Below are 14,464 nucleotides of genomic sequence, written 5' to 3' on the forward strand. Positions count from 1 at the left end.
ACCTCGAATAGGTCGCAGAGTGGAAGCGGTTCGAAGGGTCAGAGCGACTCCTCGGGCCAATCCGAGCCGCGATTGACCAAGTCGGCGAGCATGCCCATCGTGGACTGAAGTGCGGGTACACCAAGGCTCTCAGGCTGGCTGCCTTCTCCATCTGCCGACTCGTTGGCGCGGCTTCCGGTGAAGAGGAATCTCCACTGCTCACGGTCTGGCATCCAAACCGCTGCGGAGCGCGACTGCCTATCGAAGTAGGCGTTGCCCCGCTCGACCCAGACCTCTTCGGCAACATCGGGATCGATCGCAACAAGAGTGCTGGTCAGGTTGGGCACGCTGGCACGGAATTCCGGGCGCCGATTGAGCGACGCGAAACCGAAGGTCGCCACCGTGTGCGGATCAGGCTCGGGGTACCTCGCGTTCCAGGACTGACTCAGCTGAGTCATGACCTCGTCGTATCCCTGGTCGATGATCTCCTCATCGCCTGCGTACAGCGTGCGCAGGATCTCCGCGGTGGCAGATCTCATGGGGTCGTAGGTGATCCGTCGGATCCCGGCCTCGGATACCTCGTACCGCCGCATCCGCCGCCTCTCCAGCGACGTAGCACCCGAAGTCAGATACTCACCCAATCCGCCGCGGCGCAGAACCACCGTGATGGCCCAATCGAGATAGAGTCCGTCGCGCTCGCCGTACCGCACGTGCAGCTCGGTACAGAGTGATCCGCTGGCAGGCCCCAACTCGCCCACGTACTCGTTGTATGAAAGACCCAGTGGGAGGCGGAACCTCCGCGGCCGGCCCTTCCTTGGCCCACCCGCACGCTTGTTCGGCATAGCTACTGAGCCTACGGACTGTAACCGACACGACGGCTGCGTGGTGATGCGGCAGGCAGCCGCTACAGATTTGCCATTAGGCGGTGTCGATGGCCTGTAGCGTTATCCGGATGTGGGGAAACAAACCCAGACTTGCCGACTACCTCAACCAGCGGTTGCAGGCGGCCCTGGCGGAACTGGACAGTCTGGAGGCCGACTACCTCCTGAGCGAGAACGAAGAAGTCCTGGTGACGGCACTGATCCAGAAGCACATGCCGCAACCGATCGAAGTCGATTGGGATGGAGTGACTCGAACTCAGCTTTCGGAAGTGAAGATTCAGGTTCGGGACCAATTTGATCATGACGAGATCTACACGGTTCCCGCGAGCAAGGTGACTCTGCGGTTTCCCTTCACCGGTACGAAGGCCTTGCTCGACCACCAGGCTTCGAAGTTCACCATGTACGACGACCCCGATGGCAAAGTGCTGAACGATTCTCTCGTTCTGGAGATAGTCGAGCGCACCCTGACACCTGAGGTAATCCAGGGGCGTATCGCGAGCCTGAAGACCGACCTGGACAAACGAGTGGGATGGGCCAACACCGATCTCAACTCTTTCATCCCCACCGCTGAACAGGCGATTCGCAACAGATACGTCAGCCGCAAACAGCGAACCCTGGATGACCGGAAAGTCGAGGAGGCACTCGGAATTCCGGTCGCGTCTACTGGCGCACCACGGCAACCGATACCGGCCCGCCGCAAGCAAGTGTCGCTGGCGCAGCGCCGCAATCAGTCTGCCTCCTTCGTTCCCGAGCCTGAGATGGACGAGGCCATGTACAGGGATGTGCTCCAACAGGTGCATGGGTGGGCGAGGAGCATGGAGCGAGTACCGCAGACGAGCAACAAACTCGACGAGGAAGAACTCCGCGACCTGCTGCTCGGAGCACTCAACGGGTATTGGCAAGGTGGTGCTGGCGGCGAGCTTTTCAACGGCGACGGCAAGACTGACATCCTCGTTCGAGCAGACGGGCGCAACGTCTTCATCGGCGAACTCAAAATCTGGCGCGGTCCCAAAGTCGTGAACGAGACCATCGATCAGATCTTGAGCTACATGGTGTGGCGAGACAGCAAGGCGGCCATCGTCATGTTCATCAACACCGCAGACCCTGCCGCGACCATCAAGAAGCTCCACGATGCCGTCGAAGCTCATCCGCGGCACGTGCTCACCAAGACAGCCGACGATCCAGCGAAGCAGGTCGACTACGTTTTCACCGCTGATGAGGAAGGTCGACGTGTCTCGCTGGCGGTAATACCTGTCGTGTTGACGCCCCCACGCTCGAAGAAAGACTGACGCGACAAACCAGCCCCGGTGCTCTCTCCGACCGAGGCGTTGAGCACCTCATCGGGCGATGTCTACTTCTATTCGCCGCGCGGGGAGGGCGGTGCGGGACTTTCTTCGGCCCGCCCGCGCCCGTGCGCTCAATTCGTGTCGGTGGCCGGGGTGGCGACTCGAGTCATGCAGTTTCGCTCATACCATCAGGGCGGGCCGCTCCTCCCGTACACGGCACCCTCGACGCGGAATGGAACGCCGAGTGCGGCCATCACCTGTCGGCGTGGTGCCTGGTCGACGTGCACCGACTGCGCCGGGACCTGCTACGCGGCGCCGCCGAAGACGAGGACCTGCCCAGCTATATTCTCGATCTGGCCAGCTGACCGCGGTCATGTCGACCGCGTTGTCGGGTGCTCGCAGTCCGCATCGACCGGCGGGGTGTAGACAACGTGACCACACCAGCAGGCCTGTGACCCTACGAGCATGTTCCTCGGGCCGAATCGCTGGCCGCATTGCGGGCAGGCGCCAGGCCAGGGCTCGGCCCACCTGCCGTTGCGCAGCCGATACAGGCGGCCGGGTTCGACGATTCGGCCGTCGCTGAGCCGGTACACCACGCAAGGGTTCTCGAACACGCTTTCGATCATGTCGCGCACTGGTCGGCCTGGCGGGATAGGCTCACCGGCATGGTTCAGGTCGGTGACAGAGTGCTACTGGTCGCGGGCGGGGTCTCGGTGTTCGAGGTCCTGGAACTGGAAGACGACGAGCACGCGATCGTGCAGGCCGTGCTCGAGGCGCCCGGCCGCTACTCGTTCAGCGTCCGCAACGAAACCCTCGTGCCCGCCACGCAGGGGTGACCCGCCGACATGGCGGTGGCTGCGCCGAATATTCCGGCGGGGTGAAGGATGACCGGTATGCGGACTCGCTTCCATGAGGACCTCGATCAGCTTGCTGATCTGCTGCAGGCAATGTGCCTGCGTGACCGCAACGCCATCGCCACCGCCACCAACGCCTTGATGAGCGCGGATCTTGAGTTGTCCGGAGCAGGCGATCGACACCTGCCGCGAGATCGAGACCCTGCGCGAGGAGTGTGAGCAGGCGGCGGTGAGCCTGCTGGCGTTGCAGGCTCTGGTCGCCGGTGAACTGCGTCAGGTGGTCGCCGCCATCCAGCTCGTGGGTGATCTGGTGCGGATGGCCACACTCGCCGAGCACATCGCCAACGTTGCGCGCCGCCGCCACCCCGAGCACGCGGTCCCGGAAACGGTGCGTCCGTTGGTGGCCCGCATGGGCGCGGCTGCCATCGCGATGGCCACCAGCGCCGCCGCGGTAATGGGTTCGCGCGACCTCGACGACGCCGCCCAGCTCGACGGGCGGGACGACACCATGGATCATCTGCATCAGCAACTGCTGGCGGCGATCCTGGCCGACGACTGGAACGGCGGGACCACCGCCGCGGTGGATCTCACTCTGTTGGGCCGCTACTACGAGCGGTTCGCCGACCACGCGGTACAAGTCGGCCGGCGCACCACCTTCATGGCCACCGGCCAGTAGCCCGAGTACTGGCCGCGCTGAGGCAATCGCCGCAACCCCTCGCGGTGCTCGTCGAGCGTTCGGAAGATGGACGGCCCGCCCCAGAAGGGTTCCGTGGGATGTGGGCGGGACTGACCATCACCTGTGAATGTGAGGATCACGTGGGGGATTCGCATCGACGGACGCCCCAGGACCCGCTCAGCGAGGGAGGTGCCAAGCGGGCCCCGGTGTGCGGTTGTCCTCTGCGCTGTCCCGGGCCTCGGAGCGGAGCCCGGAACGACAGGCATGCTAGATCCAGTGCAGCGCAGGTGCTTGAAACTACAGTCCACGCGTGTCGCGGTGTGGCGCACAGAGGCTGGGCCCGGAAGGGCTTGCGCTCGCAGCACCGTTCCGGGCCCAACACTTCCAGCGTGAGCACAACACCTCCTCGCAGGCTGCTCAGCCCTGCTCGGCTCTGTCTGGACAATTTCCTGCGTCTCGACGGATTCGTTCAGCACCAGCTCCGAACAGGTTGGGTGAGAGTTCGGCTTATGGGCGGGTGATCTCGGTGGCGTGGAGGTTGCGCAGGGTGCCGTCTCCGGCCTCGTGCTGGGAGGGGTAGAGCAGTTGCACGGCGACGGTCAGGGGTGTGCCGGGTTCGATGGTGTGGTTCTCATCCGGTGTGGTGATGACGACTGATCCGTCGGTGCCGTCCTTGATCACCTGGTACCACTGGCTCTGCTGGGGATTGATGCGGGTTCGGGGCGGGACGTCGAAACCGATCTCCCACCACACCACCCGCTGCTGGTGGGCGGCCAGAGTGAGCTCGTAGCTGATGACCCAGCCCTTGGCGTCCTCGGGCCAGGTCTGGGGCCACTGCCCGACGATCACGGGGGACACGGTGACCGGTGGTCGATCGACGTCGGTGGTGACCGAGCCGGAGTGTCGTTCAGCGGTGTTGGCGCGGGAGGGTGAGGTGATGAGGCTGGTGCAGGTGAGCCTGCCTTCGTACTGCGGGTCGATGGTACCGGTCAGGGTGATGGTCGCTTTGCTGCCCTTGGGCAGGTCGATCGGCATGCGCAGGCCGTCGCGGACCGAACCGGTGCCACAGACGGCTCCGTTCTCGGCCTGGCAGGTGACTTCCAAGTCGGTCAGCACTGTCGGGACGGCGGCGTCCAGCACGGCGTCGGGGGCGTCGTTGGGGCCGAGGTTCTGCACACCGATGGTGTAAGTGATCCGCTGTCCGGACTGTGCTGTCCGCGGCCCGTGGATCTCCAGCGGCATCTCCGCGGGCAGGGTCACCTTCAGGTTGCGGATGCGGTGGGAGGCGGTCGCGGCGCCGGTTCCGGCTGCGAAGCCCAGTTTGAAGGTCTCGGGCACACGCGGTTGACCGTCACTGCCAGCGAGATCGAAGTTGTCGATCAGCAGGGTGCCGTTCGGATGGGTTTTGTCGGCGTGGCGCACGGTCAGCCGGCCGGCGATGATGGAGATCTGGATGTGGGCGCCGCGCTCCCAATCCGCGCGGAAACCACCTGGCACCGCAACGCCGGTGAGCCACCTGAACCCTTCCCGCAGGTTGCCTGCTCCGCGGACTCCGACGATGTTGGGCCGTGACGTACCGCCGCCGGTACCGGCCAGCGGTGTGGCGAAGTTGCCGTAGTTGTCGAAGCCGACGCCGACGAATCCGGCGGTGACGCCCGGCGCGGCGATCTGCCCCGACCCCGTTTTAGTGATGGAGTAGCCGAGTGCGGCGCCGATACCGCCGGGCTGGGTTGTATGCGCGCCGTCGATCACGTAGACGCTGAAGCCGTCGCCGAGGCTGGCTGCTCCCTCGCAGGAGTAGTCGAAGTCGATGGTGACCCCGAGCGTGGAGGAGAACGGCTGATCGAGAAACGCCGTCCCGGCCTGGGAATTGGCGTTGGGGGTCAGTTCCAGGCTGCCGTCGTGCAGCCGCGCGCTGCCCAGCAACTGCCAGTGCGGGTTGGTCACGGTGTCCTGGGTGAACGATTCGACGATCGGGAACTGTGCCTGCTGGATGGTGACCGGTGCATACGTCGTCATAGTCGAACCCTCCTTGGCCAGATATGCCATGAGATGAGCGATTGCGTCACGCGGATCGGCTCCGCCGCGGATTCAGCGAAGCCCCGGTCTGCTGATGGAGCCCCCGGCAGAGCAGCCAAGGGCCACACCCGTCGACTGTAGGAGCATCCCAGCGCGACCGATTCACCTCTTTCGAATGAACCGGGAGGGGCACCGACCAGCACCTACGCCGTCGCCTCGCGGCGCGAGCCCAGCAGCTGGTCCTACTCGGTGACGTCCGGCATCGGGCGGTCCTCACCGGCCGCCAGCTGCTTGCCGAATTCGGGCACGTACTTGTAGATCGTGCTGCATGAGACGCCCAGCAGCCGGGCGACCGAGAAGACGGTCTCCTCCGGCCGGGTGAGGATGGCGCGGCCCTCGCGGATCTGCTCGATGGTCATGGCCGGTGGCCAGCCGAGGCATTGCCTGCCGCAGACCGCACGGTGGCCTCCCCTCCGTTCGAAACACAGGGTATGAACGCCCCCAAGGCATGGACAGCTCTTGCGGATGAAAAGCCGAGGCCTCGCAGAACCGATCGATTCTCGATACCCCAAGATCTATGGAATGGAGGAGCGCTAACCCGCGCTGGAACCCTGCGGCAACATCTACCGTGTTGAAGTATGTGGCAGTACGCCCTGTGGGGGATCGCTGGCGCGGTCGCGAATTGCGGCATCGGCTATGTGGAACACCGACGCAATCGCCCCGCTCGGCGACGCGGCGGACGGGCTGCTGCGGCTGGCGGTGAGCATCGCCCACGGCCGCCCGGTCGACCTGCGCGGCACCCTGCCCGGGCTCGGGCACGCCCACGCCAGCGCCGTCGTCACCGCGACGGTGCGCGCCTCCGGCCTGGCCCGGTGACGTCGAGATCACCGAAATCCCGCCTATCTCGACCGGCGCCGCGCGCACGACACTGCACTGGCCGAGCTTCTGCGCGAGAGGGATCCGTAGCGATGTCAGCACTCGACGACCTGTTCCCCGTTCCGACCGACGACGACCGGAAGACTCGGCGCACGGACCTGTTCCGGCGGGCGCGGCTGGTGTGCGCGCATGGCTGGGACGACTACCTCTACACCTGGAGCACCGGCGAAGTCCTCGCCGTCGCGCTGCTGCTCGACCATCACCCGGTGCTCACCAACTTCGATGAGACCCGCGACAGTGTGCTGGCCAGGTGGGCCTACGACCTGTACGGCAGTCGCGAGGCCCGCGCTGACACCGCAACGGCTTTCCCGCCACCGCTGCCTGGTTCGCTGCGACCGCCACGCAACTGACTGCGACACAAGGAGACCAGTAGATTAGCCTGCCCAGCCAACGGGAGATACTCACCAAGGCGCTGGCCTCGCTGGACACGGCCCGCTCGGGATAATCCGGCGCGCGGGACTGGCTGCAATCGGGCTGGGCCGGGCACCTCGCTGCCCAGCGGCGCGGGCCCGCGCCGCATCCACGCGGTCGGTGAAATCCGCGGCGAAGAAAGCAATCGACCAGGCCAAGGACCAGATCTATCGAGCCCTCGAGGACCTAGACCGCGCGGCCGAGCAAGGCCCGCGGTGATCGCGGCAGACGGGCTGGACCTGCACCTGGCCACGCCGACCCGCGCGCCGGTCCCGATGTTGCCCGACCTCCCTGAGCCAGCCCGGGACCAGGCGTACCTGCATTTGCCAGATGACCCGGCGGCCGCGCTGGCCCTGCGGCCGGTGGCGGCGCGCCGGACCGGATCGCAGCTTGGGCGTTGACCTCGGCGGCTTCGGCGCGGCTACATCTGGTGGCCACCGCCGAGGAGAATTCCGATCTGGTCGCTGCCGACGCCGCCGCGGCCGCAAGGCGGCCGACGCCCAGTGGTTGACGACGACAAATGCCGCGCCTTCCTGGCCCGGCATGCCTAAGGCCAGTCCCTGCGCGAGATCGACCGCGGCGTCGGCGTCAGTCTCGCCGTCGTGCACGGTGAGGTTAATTACTCGAGCCGGGTCACCGTTACTTGGTGCGGGTCGGCGTTTCGGAAACTATCGCCGGGGCGGTTCGAACCCCGTAGGCCATATGGTCGACTCGTTACAGATCACGTCGGCAAGGTTGGCGCCGGTCAAGTCTGCGCCGGTCAGCGTCGCCTGAGTCAGGTCTGTGCCGGTCACGGGCATTCGAGAAATCGGCGTGATCTGCGTCCACATATTTAAGGGTCGCTCTGTCGAGATTCGGGCTGAGGAAGACAGTGTCCGTCAATTCCGCCGTATCAAACCCTGCGAGGGTCAGATCCGCTCCGGTGAACATGGCCGCCGTCAGGTCGGCGAAGATAAACGACGTGCCCGCGAGACCGAAATCACTGGCAGAAAATCTGCGTGACGTTGCGCTCTCGCTCGCGTTTGGATTGGCGCGTGGGCCGTCCATAGACCGCCGGAGCGTTCGGTTCTCGGTCCTAGCCTTGGTCAAGTTCTCGTTGAGCGCGGCAAGAAGGCCATACAGCTTGGTGTTCTCGCCGATCAGGCGAGAATGCGCCTTTCGAACCCCAGATCGGATAGAAATGTCGGCAGACTCCCAGTCCATTACCGCTTCGGCAGCTTCCAATTGGGACGCGGAAAATGGCATGAGTAGCCGTCCATGTTCCGCAGCAGATAGTTCTGCTGCTCAGAATCTGCTTCCCAGAACTCGCCCGCTGGATTCAACTCGGTAACAACCTTGCCGGGCCACAGGCCGGAGTCCTCGACATCGACGATCGTAGTCAGCGCGGCACGCTTCTGATCATCGTCGACATAGAAGATTGCTGAACGGTACTGCGCGCCGTAGTTCCCGCCCTGCCGATCTTTCGTCGTTGGATCGTGGATCTGGAAGAAGAACTCGAGCAGCGTCCGGTAATCGGTCTGCGCGGGATCGTAGACGACCTCAACGGCCTCAGCATGACCTGCATGATTGCGACACGTTGGCCGACTGTTCGGTCGCCCACCGGTATAACCGACCCTGGTCGACACCACCCCGGGCTGCCTCCGGATTAAGTCTTGCATGCCCCAGAAACACCCACCGGCTAGGACCGCCTTTCGCATTTCGGTCACACTTCTCCATTCACAACGACGGGACAGTCCCGCGCCCGATATAACCACCAACGACGCCACACCGCAGCCTGACAGAGCTCCAGATCACGGCCACGGACGTCGTTGTGCGGCGCGTCTGGGTGGCACAGAGAAGCCTCATCAAACCGTCCAGTATGTGCCGTCACACCACGCGGCGTGGCGGGCGACGACGTCCCGCACAGCACGTCCCGGGCGGGCGCACTGCAGAGTCCATGCTGCGGACTGATCGTCATGCCCTTCGCGCAGCCGACCGGCTCGTCATCAAACGAGAAGGTGAACACCTCGAACCCGTCGCCAAAAAAGCACTCAGTCCCGCAGTACAGGATTTCCCACGGCCCAATAACGTGGAACTCCTCGACGCCGGGAAACAGCAGAATCCCGATCTGCCTCCTCTGGTCGCTCAGTATCCACCCTACCCACCCTCTTCAATGCCGACCGCGCACCTCGTCCGACCTCCAGATACATATCGTCGCAGAGGATTCCGAGACGCGCCGCGATCAACTCGGCACAGTCCCCCGCCTCGGCATGGGTCGCTACATAGGGCTCGACCGCCGGCGCGGGAGGGTGCGCTCGGCGCGATAGCCAGTGACGCACCAACGCGGAAGCAGTCGTGCGGTGGCGTTCGATTATGGTCACGCGCAGCGGGACCGCATCGGCACCACTCGCTCGTCTGCTTCCTCGACCACTGGCTGATGGAATCGTCTATGCAGATCACGGGGCCGTCGAGTCGGTGGCGGCAGGCGCTGGTTGGAGGCGGCGGAAGTGGGCTTCCGTCTGCGCATCCACCGGGTAGTACAGCTCGATCGAGATCTCTTCGAGGGTGATGTCCAGCGCCGTGCCGAAAGTGGCGGTGGTCGAGAAGAGAGAGAGGACCTCGCCACGATGTCGAAACGTCATCGGAGTCGCAATCTCCGTTCCGATCGACACGAAATCTGCGTCATCTCCGGGACCGGCTTCGATAAGCCGATCGTAGAGCTCGGCGACGACAGGGTCGCGAGTTCGTGCGAGCTGCCGCGCCAGACGAGCACGTAGGACCGCACGCACCTGTGCGACATTGACGACCCGTCCGCCCAGTCCCCGCGGGTGCAGAGCCAGTCGGACCAGGTTGATCGGCGGAACTAGCAGTTCCGCGTCGGACTCGGCGAGGAACGGCCCCACCGCACCATTACTCAGCACAATGTTCCAGCGCTGGTCGATCGCGAGCGCTGGAAACGGCTCGTGCGCGCGGAGGACCGATTCCACGGCGTGGCGCGCCGATCTGAGTTCCTGCCCGTCGAGCGAGCGTTGACCGTAGCGGGGCGCGTAGCCCGCGGCGAGCAGCAGCCGGTTGCGATCGCGCAGCGGCACGTCGAGGTGATCGGCGAGACGAAGTACCATCGCCGCGCTCGGGTGTGACTTTCCGGTCTCGACCAGGCTGACATGCCGCGCCGAGACCTCGGCGGCGATCGCGAGGTCGAGCTGGCTAAGTCGACGGTAAGTCCGCCACTCCCGCAGCAGTTCGCCGACGCTCTTCATGGCGACAGCCTAGCTAGCCGGACGGAGCCGATCCATGACATCCGATTTCATCGACAGTTGCCGCTGGCACCGAGAAACTTCAGGCATGAACGATCAGAACAAGAACGATCAGAACAAAAAGTTGGTCCACGAAGTGGTCACCCAGTTCGTTGGACGCGGCAACCTCGATGTAGTCGAGTCGCTCCTGCGCGAGGACTTCGTCGACCACGCCGCGGATGTGCCGCACACGAACCGGGCCGACTGGATCACAGCCTTCAGGAACTATCCACTTCATGAGATGCGGATGGAGATCAGTCGGCTGTTCGCCGAAGGTGACTACGTCACGATGCTCTCCCGTAGGTGGGTGCCCGGCGGGGCGCTGATCGCCGTGGCCGACGTCTTCCGTATCCAGGACGACCTGATCGCCGAGCACTGGGAGGTCGTCCAACCACTCCAGGAGAGCGACGACAACCCGTTTGCCTTGCTCTAGACGAATCATGCGTCGGCGGGGATGTTACGACCTTCCTTCCGTGCCCCGCACCATCAACGCTGTCGAACACGAGGCTCGGCCGCAGTCTGAACGGCGAGCGTCTTCGTCACACGTTTAGCTAACAGCAGCATCGGCCCCATCGGCGAGACGAGCCGTGCGGCCGGGGACGGTGGGCTCGGCGGTAACCGATGCCGCACCAACGCACCGCCAGCGCCCGGCCGCTGGGGGCGGCGCCGGGCGCGGGTCGCGAGGTGGCGCTGGTCTCGTCCTCGACCAGTACCGCCTTCACCGAGCGGTGTTGTCGTGTTGTTCGACGTGCTGTTGCCGCTGGCGGTCGTCGTGCTCGGGGCAACAGGAGCTCGAATAGTGACGGTCAGGCGCACGGCCTTCGATCGTATGAGACGCTCGGCCGCTAGATCAGTCGCGAACATCGGTGGTCCGTTGGCTTTGCGGGGATGGTGTCACGACGGCTTCATGGCGCGTTCGGTGAGGTCGGCGTGGGCATTTGCCCTGACGCGGGTAGGGTCGTCGTCGGTCAGGTGGAGGATATGCTGCGTCTTGTGGATGCGCCCGGGGAGGTCGGCGACTACCTGCCCTGGCGAAGGTGTCCCCGTTACGAGAGGTCATGTTGGTGACCTTGCGGCCGGAGATCTCACCGGGTGCGTGGACACCGCGATGCGGCACATGCATTCTGAATGCTGGGCGAGGCAGCTGGTACCGATCCGTCCGGGCGCTGCGTTGTATGTGCGTTACACAGTTCACATGACCCAAAGTGCCGAAAGCTTTGCTGCCAAGTGATCGCCGAACTCCAGCCGCGGACATGGCCTGTAATCATCGGGCCCCAGAATCCGGCATCTCGATGGCGGCATCGAGCGGGCCTGGCCAGAAGACTATCTGCCGCTCGAAAACCGCAGACGGGTGGACTTCTTTGTGCGGTCATCAACTGAGCTGGTTAAGTCGCCCCGCCGTCGATGGCGCTGGTGGGCGCCGACCAGTCTTATCAAGATACTTCTTGCGCGCTGGTTTCGGGTGCGACTGCTCGGCGAGGCGCCTGCCGCGCTCGAGATCGAGTCGATCCTCGGCACCGACACTCACGCGAAGTTGCGGCGATCTGGCGGCGCAGCGCACACGGTCGCCGATACCGACGCCGCCGCGATGCTCGAGTTCAGGCAGCGCTGGCTCGACATCGTCGGCACCGACCCCCACGACGACCCGGTGACCAACTCGCGGTTGGGGTCCGCGATCGGGGCCACCGTCGCCAACATCGGCCGCGCCGTCCGCGCCACCCTGGTCGCGCCCGACCCGGCCCAGGCCGCCGCCACGGCGCGGATCGCCGCGCAACGGCCAGACCAACGCGCCGCTAATCAAGGCCGCAAGGTGTTCGGCGGCCACGGCAGCGGCGCTGGTTCGGAACCCGAATACGCTTCGCCTGGGCCACGCTGCCGGTCTTCGATAACATCCCGCCCGGATTCGTACACGTGGCCGTCGCCGGCGCGAGGTGGGCGATCGAGGAATGCTTCCGAGCCGCCAAAGGCCAATGCGGCCTCGACCACTACCAGGTCCGCAAATGATGCTGACACCCGTCGGGCCTGGACATCGGCGGGAGCTGCGGCGATGACTTTGTCGAGCGCGGCGCGGGAGGTCTGCAAATCGGTGATGGCCTTCGTGATCCGCTCGCGCCCCTTGGTCAGGTCGGCGACGACATCGGAGCAGGTCGGCACCAGACGTTCGCCCTCGTCACGCAGGCAGGGCAGGATCGTCGCGATGATGGCGGTGTTCAGGCCAGCGGCGAGCAGACTGCGGACGCGGCGCACACGGTGTCCACGTCCGCCTCGATGTATTCGATGTTCGAAGTCGGCTGCGCTGATGTTCGAAGTCATGTGCAGCGGGGCCGGGTCGTGCGGGCGTCAGTCTTGTGTGTTCGGTCGTTGTCTGGGTGCCTCGTATTTGACCCAGGGTGACTTCGTGTCACCGGATTCGTTCAGTTCCACCTCGGAACTGTGTCCGATGAAGGTGCCGGGGTCCTGTTTCCCCCTGCTGGGTCCCGGCTCTATGTAGCCGTATTTCTTTTCGGTTGCGTGTACGTCGAAGCCTATTCCTGCTGAATGCAGCGATTCGGCGGACTCGCGTGCGGCTGAGCCTGCGGCGGCTGAACACGACATCTGGATCAGTTCGGCTGTTGGTGCGCCTTTGACGGCCTGTTTGAAGTGCTTGTCGGCGGCAAGGATCGTCCCGTAGGTCCCTCCGTCGACCCACACGGGAACCCATCTGCTCCATCTGGTGAACGGAATCTTCTTCTTGACCTGAACGTCGTATCCGGACCCATCGGCGTGTGCCGACGCGGATACCGTCTCTTCACCCCAAGGGGCCGGGAACGTCCCTCGGAGGACCCACTTCGGCTGCTGGGATCCTCGGCCCCTGGTCCACTGTGTGTACGTGTGTCTCGCGGATTCAAGTTCGACGGGAGAGAAAATCATTGGCGTCTTCAAGTCTGTGAGCTGCGACGGAAAGTGCACCCCGACAACCTTTCTGTCGGGGCCCAGGATCGGCACGCTGCGGACTTCGTCGGGTGTGAAACCATGAAGGCGTCCGGTGATGCTCTGAGGTTCCCCCGCTTCCTTGGAGGGCTCTGAGCATGGTCCGATAGGACCGGGAAGGAGCCCCGCGTGGCAGCACCGAAGAAATACCCGGACGAGTTGAAGGCTCGAGCGGTCCGCTTGTATCTGGAATCGGACCCGAAGCCGACGATCCGCAAGCTCGCCCAGCAGTTGGGGGTCCATCACGAGGCCTTGCGGAACTGGATCCGACAAGCCGACACCGGTCAGCGACCGGAGCCGGAGGCGTCCGATTTGGCCGAGGAGAACAAGCGGCTGCGTAAGCAGGTCGCCGAGTTGGAGCGGGTCAACGACATTCTGCGGTCTGCGAGTGCGTATTTCGCCTCGGAGCTCGGCCAGACCCGGAGGTGATCGTGCGGTTCGTCAAGGACAGCCAGCACCCGGTCGAGCTCGTATTGCGGGTACTCGGGATCGCCTCGTCGACCTATTACTGGTGGTGCAAACGCCTGGAACAGCCCTCGGCTCGCCAGATCGCGGACGAGGCGTTGCTGGCTGAGATCGTCGATATCCATACCAGCTCCGGCGGCACCTATGGCTCTCCTCGGGTGCATGCAATGCTGGCCCGGCGCGGCATCTCCGTCGGCCGCAAACGGGTGGAGCGGGTGATGAGTGGCGCCGGGTTGCAGGGCGCGTTCCTGCGGAAACGGTGGCGCATCGCCTCGACACGAACCGATCCACGGGCGGCGCCGGCACCGGATCTGGTCGAGCGGGTCTTCACCGCGGACCGGCCGAACCGGTTGTGGGTGGCCGACGCGACCAGGATCCCGTGCGGTCAGGGTGCGTTCTGGCTGGCAGCGGTGCGGGATGCGTTCTCCAACCGGATCGTGGGCTGGAAAACCTCGGACCGCTGCGACACCGAGCTTGTGCTCGGAGCGCTGGAGTTCGCGGTTTGGAGCCGTGACATCCGCGACGGTGAGCTGATACACCACAGCGATAGGGGCTCGACCTACACGGCGATTCGGTTCGCTAATCGGCTGGCCGACAACGGGATCGCGCAATCGATGGGCTCGGTCGGCGATTGCCCCTTATCCGGCTAATATCCACCTATTTCCCTGGTCAAGGGGGGTTCGGAGGCCTTCGGCGATTCGTGTGTTCGCGT

16 protein-coding genes and 1 pseudogene are annotated in these 14,464 nt (G+C 64.7%); 8 read left to right on the plus strand and 9 right to left on the minus strand.

Annotated features, from left to right (window positions below):
* Positions 1 to 38: 38 nt before the first annotated feature.
* The gene (locus tag ACFV2O_RS28860; RefSeq protein ID WP_379254523.1) at positions 39 to 737 is read right to left on the minus strand and encodes a hypothetical protein; all 699 of its coding nucleotides are present in this window, start codon (positions 735 to 737) and stop codon (positions 39 to 41) included.
* A gap of 194 nt (positions 738 to 931) precedes the next feature.
* On the opposite strand from ACFV2O_RS28860, the gene ACFV2O_RS28865 reads away from it, so the two are divergent.
* The 3 genes and pseudogenes from ACFV2O_RS28865 (at position 932) to phoU (ending at position 3,676) form a co-directional block, all read left to right on the plus strand.
* A complete protein-coding gene (locus tag ACFV2O_RS28865; protein WP_379254524.1) occupies positions 932 to 2,149 on the plus strand; it encodes a hypothetical protein in 1,218 nt (405 codons plus the stop codon).
* 662 nt (positions 2,150 to 2,811) lie between these two features.
* Entirely contained in the window at positions 2,812 to 2,982 is a 171-nt protein-coding gene (locus ACFV2O_RS28870; protein ID WP_379254526.1) for a hypothetical protein, read from the plus strand.
* Positions 2,983 to 3,039: 57 nt separating this feature from the next.
* Positions 3,040 to 3,676, plus strand: a pseudogene (gene phoU, locus ACFV2O_RS28875) (phosphate signaling complex protein PhoU).
* A gap of 507 nt (positions 3,677 to 4,183) precedes the next feature.
* On the opposite strand, the gene ACFV2O_RS28880 reads toward phoU, so the two are convergent.
* Positions 4,184 to 5,695, minus strand: a complete 1,512-nt coding sequence (locus ACFV2O_RS28880; RefSeq protein WP_379254527.1) for a hypothetical protein — start codon at positions 5,693 to 5,695, stop codon at positions 4,184 to 4,186.
* A gap of 242 nt (positions 5,696 to 5,937) precedes the next feature.
* On the minus strand, positions 5,938 to 6,114 hold the full coding sequence (locus ACFV2O_RS28885) for a hypothetical protein (RefSeq protein WP_379254529.1): 177 nt from the start codon (positions 6,112 to 6,114) through the stop codon (positions 5,938 to 5,940).
* 277 nt (positions 6,115 to 6,391) lie between these two features.
* Between ACFV2O_RS28885 and ACFV2O_RS28890 the strand changes: the two genes are divergently transcribed.
* The gene (locus ACFV2O_RS28890) at positions 6,392 to 6,571 is read left to right on the plus strand and encodes a hypothetical protein (protein WP_379254530.1); all 180 of its coding nucleotides are present in this window, start codon (positions 6,392 to 6,394) and stop codon (positions 6,569 to 6,571) included.
* Between the two features lie 92 nt (positions 6,572 to 6,663).
* Positions 6,664 to 6,981, plus strand: a complete 318-nt coding sequence (locus ACFV2O_RS28895) for a hypothetical protein (RefSeq protein WP_379254532.1) — start codon at positions 6,664 to 6,666, stop codon at positions 6,979 to 6,981.
* Between the two features lie 729 nt (positions 6,982 to 7,710).
* Here the strand turns inward: ACFV2O_RS28895 and ACFV2O_RS28900 are convergent.
* From ACFV2O_RS28900 to ACFV2O_RS28910, 3 genes are all read right to left on the minus strand, one after another.
* Positions 7,711 to 7,872 carry a pentapeptide repeat-containing protein gene (locus tag ACFV2O_RS28900; RefSeq protein ID WP_379254533.1) on the minus strand — a complete coding sequence of 54 codons (162 nt, stop codon included), beginning with the start codon at positions 7,870 to 7,872 and terminating at the stop codon, positions 7,711 to 7,713.
* A gap of 372 nt (positions 7,873 to 8,244) precedes the next feature.
* Entirely contained in the window at positions 8,245 to 8,739 is a 495-nt protein-coding gene (gene msrA / locus ACFV2O_RS28905; RefSeq protein ID WP_379254557.1) for a peptide-methionine (S)-S-oxide reductase MsrA, read from the minus strand.
* A gap of 738 nt (positions 8,740 to 9,477) precedes the next feature.
* The gene (locus ACFV2O_RS28910) at positions 9,478 to 10,281 is read right to left on the minus strand and encodes a helix-turn-helix domain-containing protein (protein WP_051021558.1); all 804 of its coding nucleotides are present in this window, start codon (positions 10,279 to 10,281) and stop codon (positions 9,478 to 9,480) included.
* Positions 10,282 to 10,315: 34 nt separating this feature from the next.
* Here ACFV2O_RS28910 and ACFV2O_RS28915 point away from each other — a divergent pair, with 34 nt between their 5' ends.
* Positions 10,316 to 10,750 carry a nuclear transport factor 2 family protein gene (locus ACFV2O_RS28915; RefSeq protein WP_083881020.1) on the plus strand — a complete coding sequence of 145 codons (435 nt, stop codon included), beginning with the start codon at positions 10,316 to 10,318 and terminating at the stop codon, positions 10,748 to 10,750.
* Positions 10,751 to 11,689: 939 nt separating this feature from the next.
* Here the strand turns inward: ACFV2O_RS28915 and ACFV2O_RS28920 are convergent.
* The 3 genes from ACFV2O_RS28920 to ACFV2O_RS28930 all read right to left on the minus strand — a co-directional run bounded on the left by ACFV2O_RS28920 (position 11,690) and on the right by ACFV2O_RS28930 (position 13,302).
* Positions 11,690 to 12,142 carry a hypothetical protein gene (locus ACFV2O_RS28920; RefSeq protein ID WP_157171096.1) on the minus strand — a complete coding sequence of 151 codons (453 nt, stop codon included), beginning with the start codon at positions 12,140 to 12,142 and terminating at the stop codon, positions 11,690 to 11,692.
* On the minus strand, positions 12,115 to 12,564 hold the full coding sequence (locus ACFV2O_RS28925; protein ID WP_218004182.1) for a hypothetical protein: 450 nt from the start codon (positions 12,562 to 12,564) through the stop codon (positions 12,115 to 12,117). The genes ACFV2O_RS28920 and ACFV2O_RS28925 overlap by 28 nt, the downstream gene beginning before the upstream one ends.
* A 93-nt stretch (positions 12,565 to 12,657) precedes the next feature.
* Positions 12,658 to 13,302: a hypothetical protein gene (locus ACFV2O_RS28930; protein WP_379254535.1), complete on the minus strand. Its 645-nt coding sequence runs from the start codon at positions 13,300 to 13,302 to the stop codon at positions 12,658 to 12,660.
* 114 nt (positions 13,303 to 13,416) lie between these two features.
* On the opposite strand from ACFV2O_RS28930, the gene ACFV2O_RS28935 reads away from it, so the two are divergent.
* Together ACFV2O_RS28935 and ACFV2O_RS28940 are read left to right on the plus strand one after the other, a co-directional pair.
* Positions 13,417 to 13,716 (plus strand): transposase, encoded by a 300-nt coding sequence (locus tag ACFV2O_RS28935; RefSeq protein WP_194982285.1) that lies wholly within the window; start codon positions 13,417 to 13,419, stop codon positions 13,714 to 13,716.
* Between the two features lie 2 nt (positions 13,717 to 13,718).
* Positions 13,719 to 14,402: an IS3 family transposase gene (locus tag ACFV2O_RS28940; RefSeq protein WP_379254536.1), complete on the plus strand. Its 684-nt coding sequence runs from the start codon at positions 13,719 to 13,721 to the stop codon at positions 14,400 to 14,402.
* Positions 14,403 to 14,464 lie beyond the last annotated feature (62 nt).

Origin of the sequence: Nocardia sp. NPDC059691 (genome assembly GCF_042733915.1) — a bacterium.
Lineage (GTDB): Bacteria > Actinomycetota > Actinomycetes > Mycobacteriales > Mycobacteriaceae > Nocardia > Nocardia sichangensis.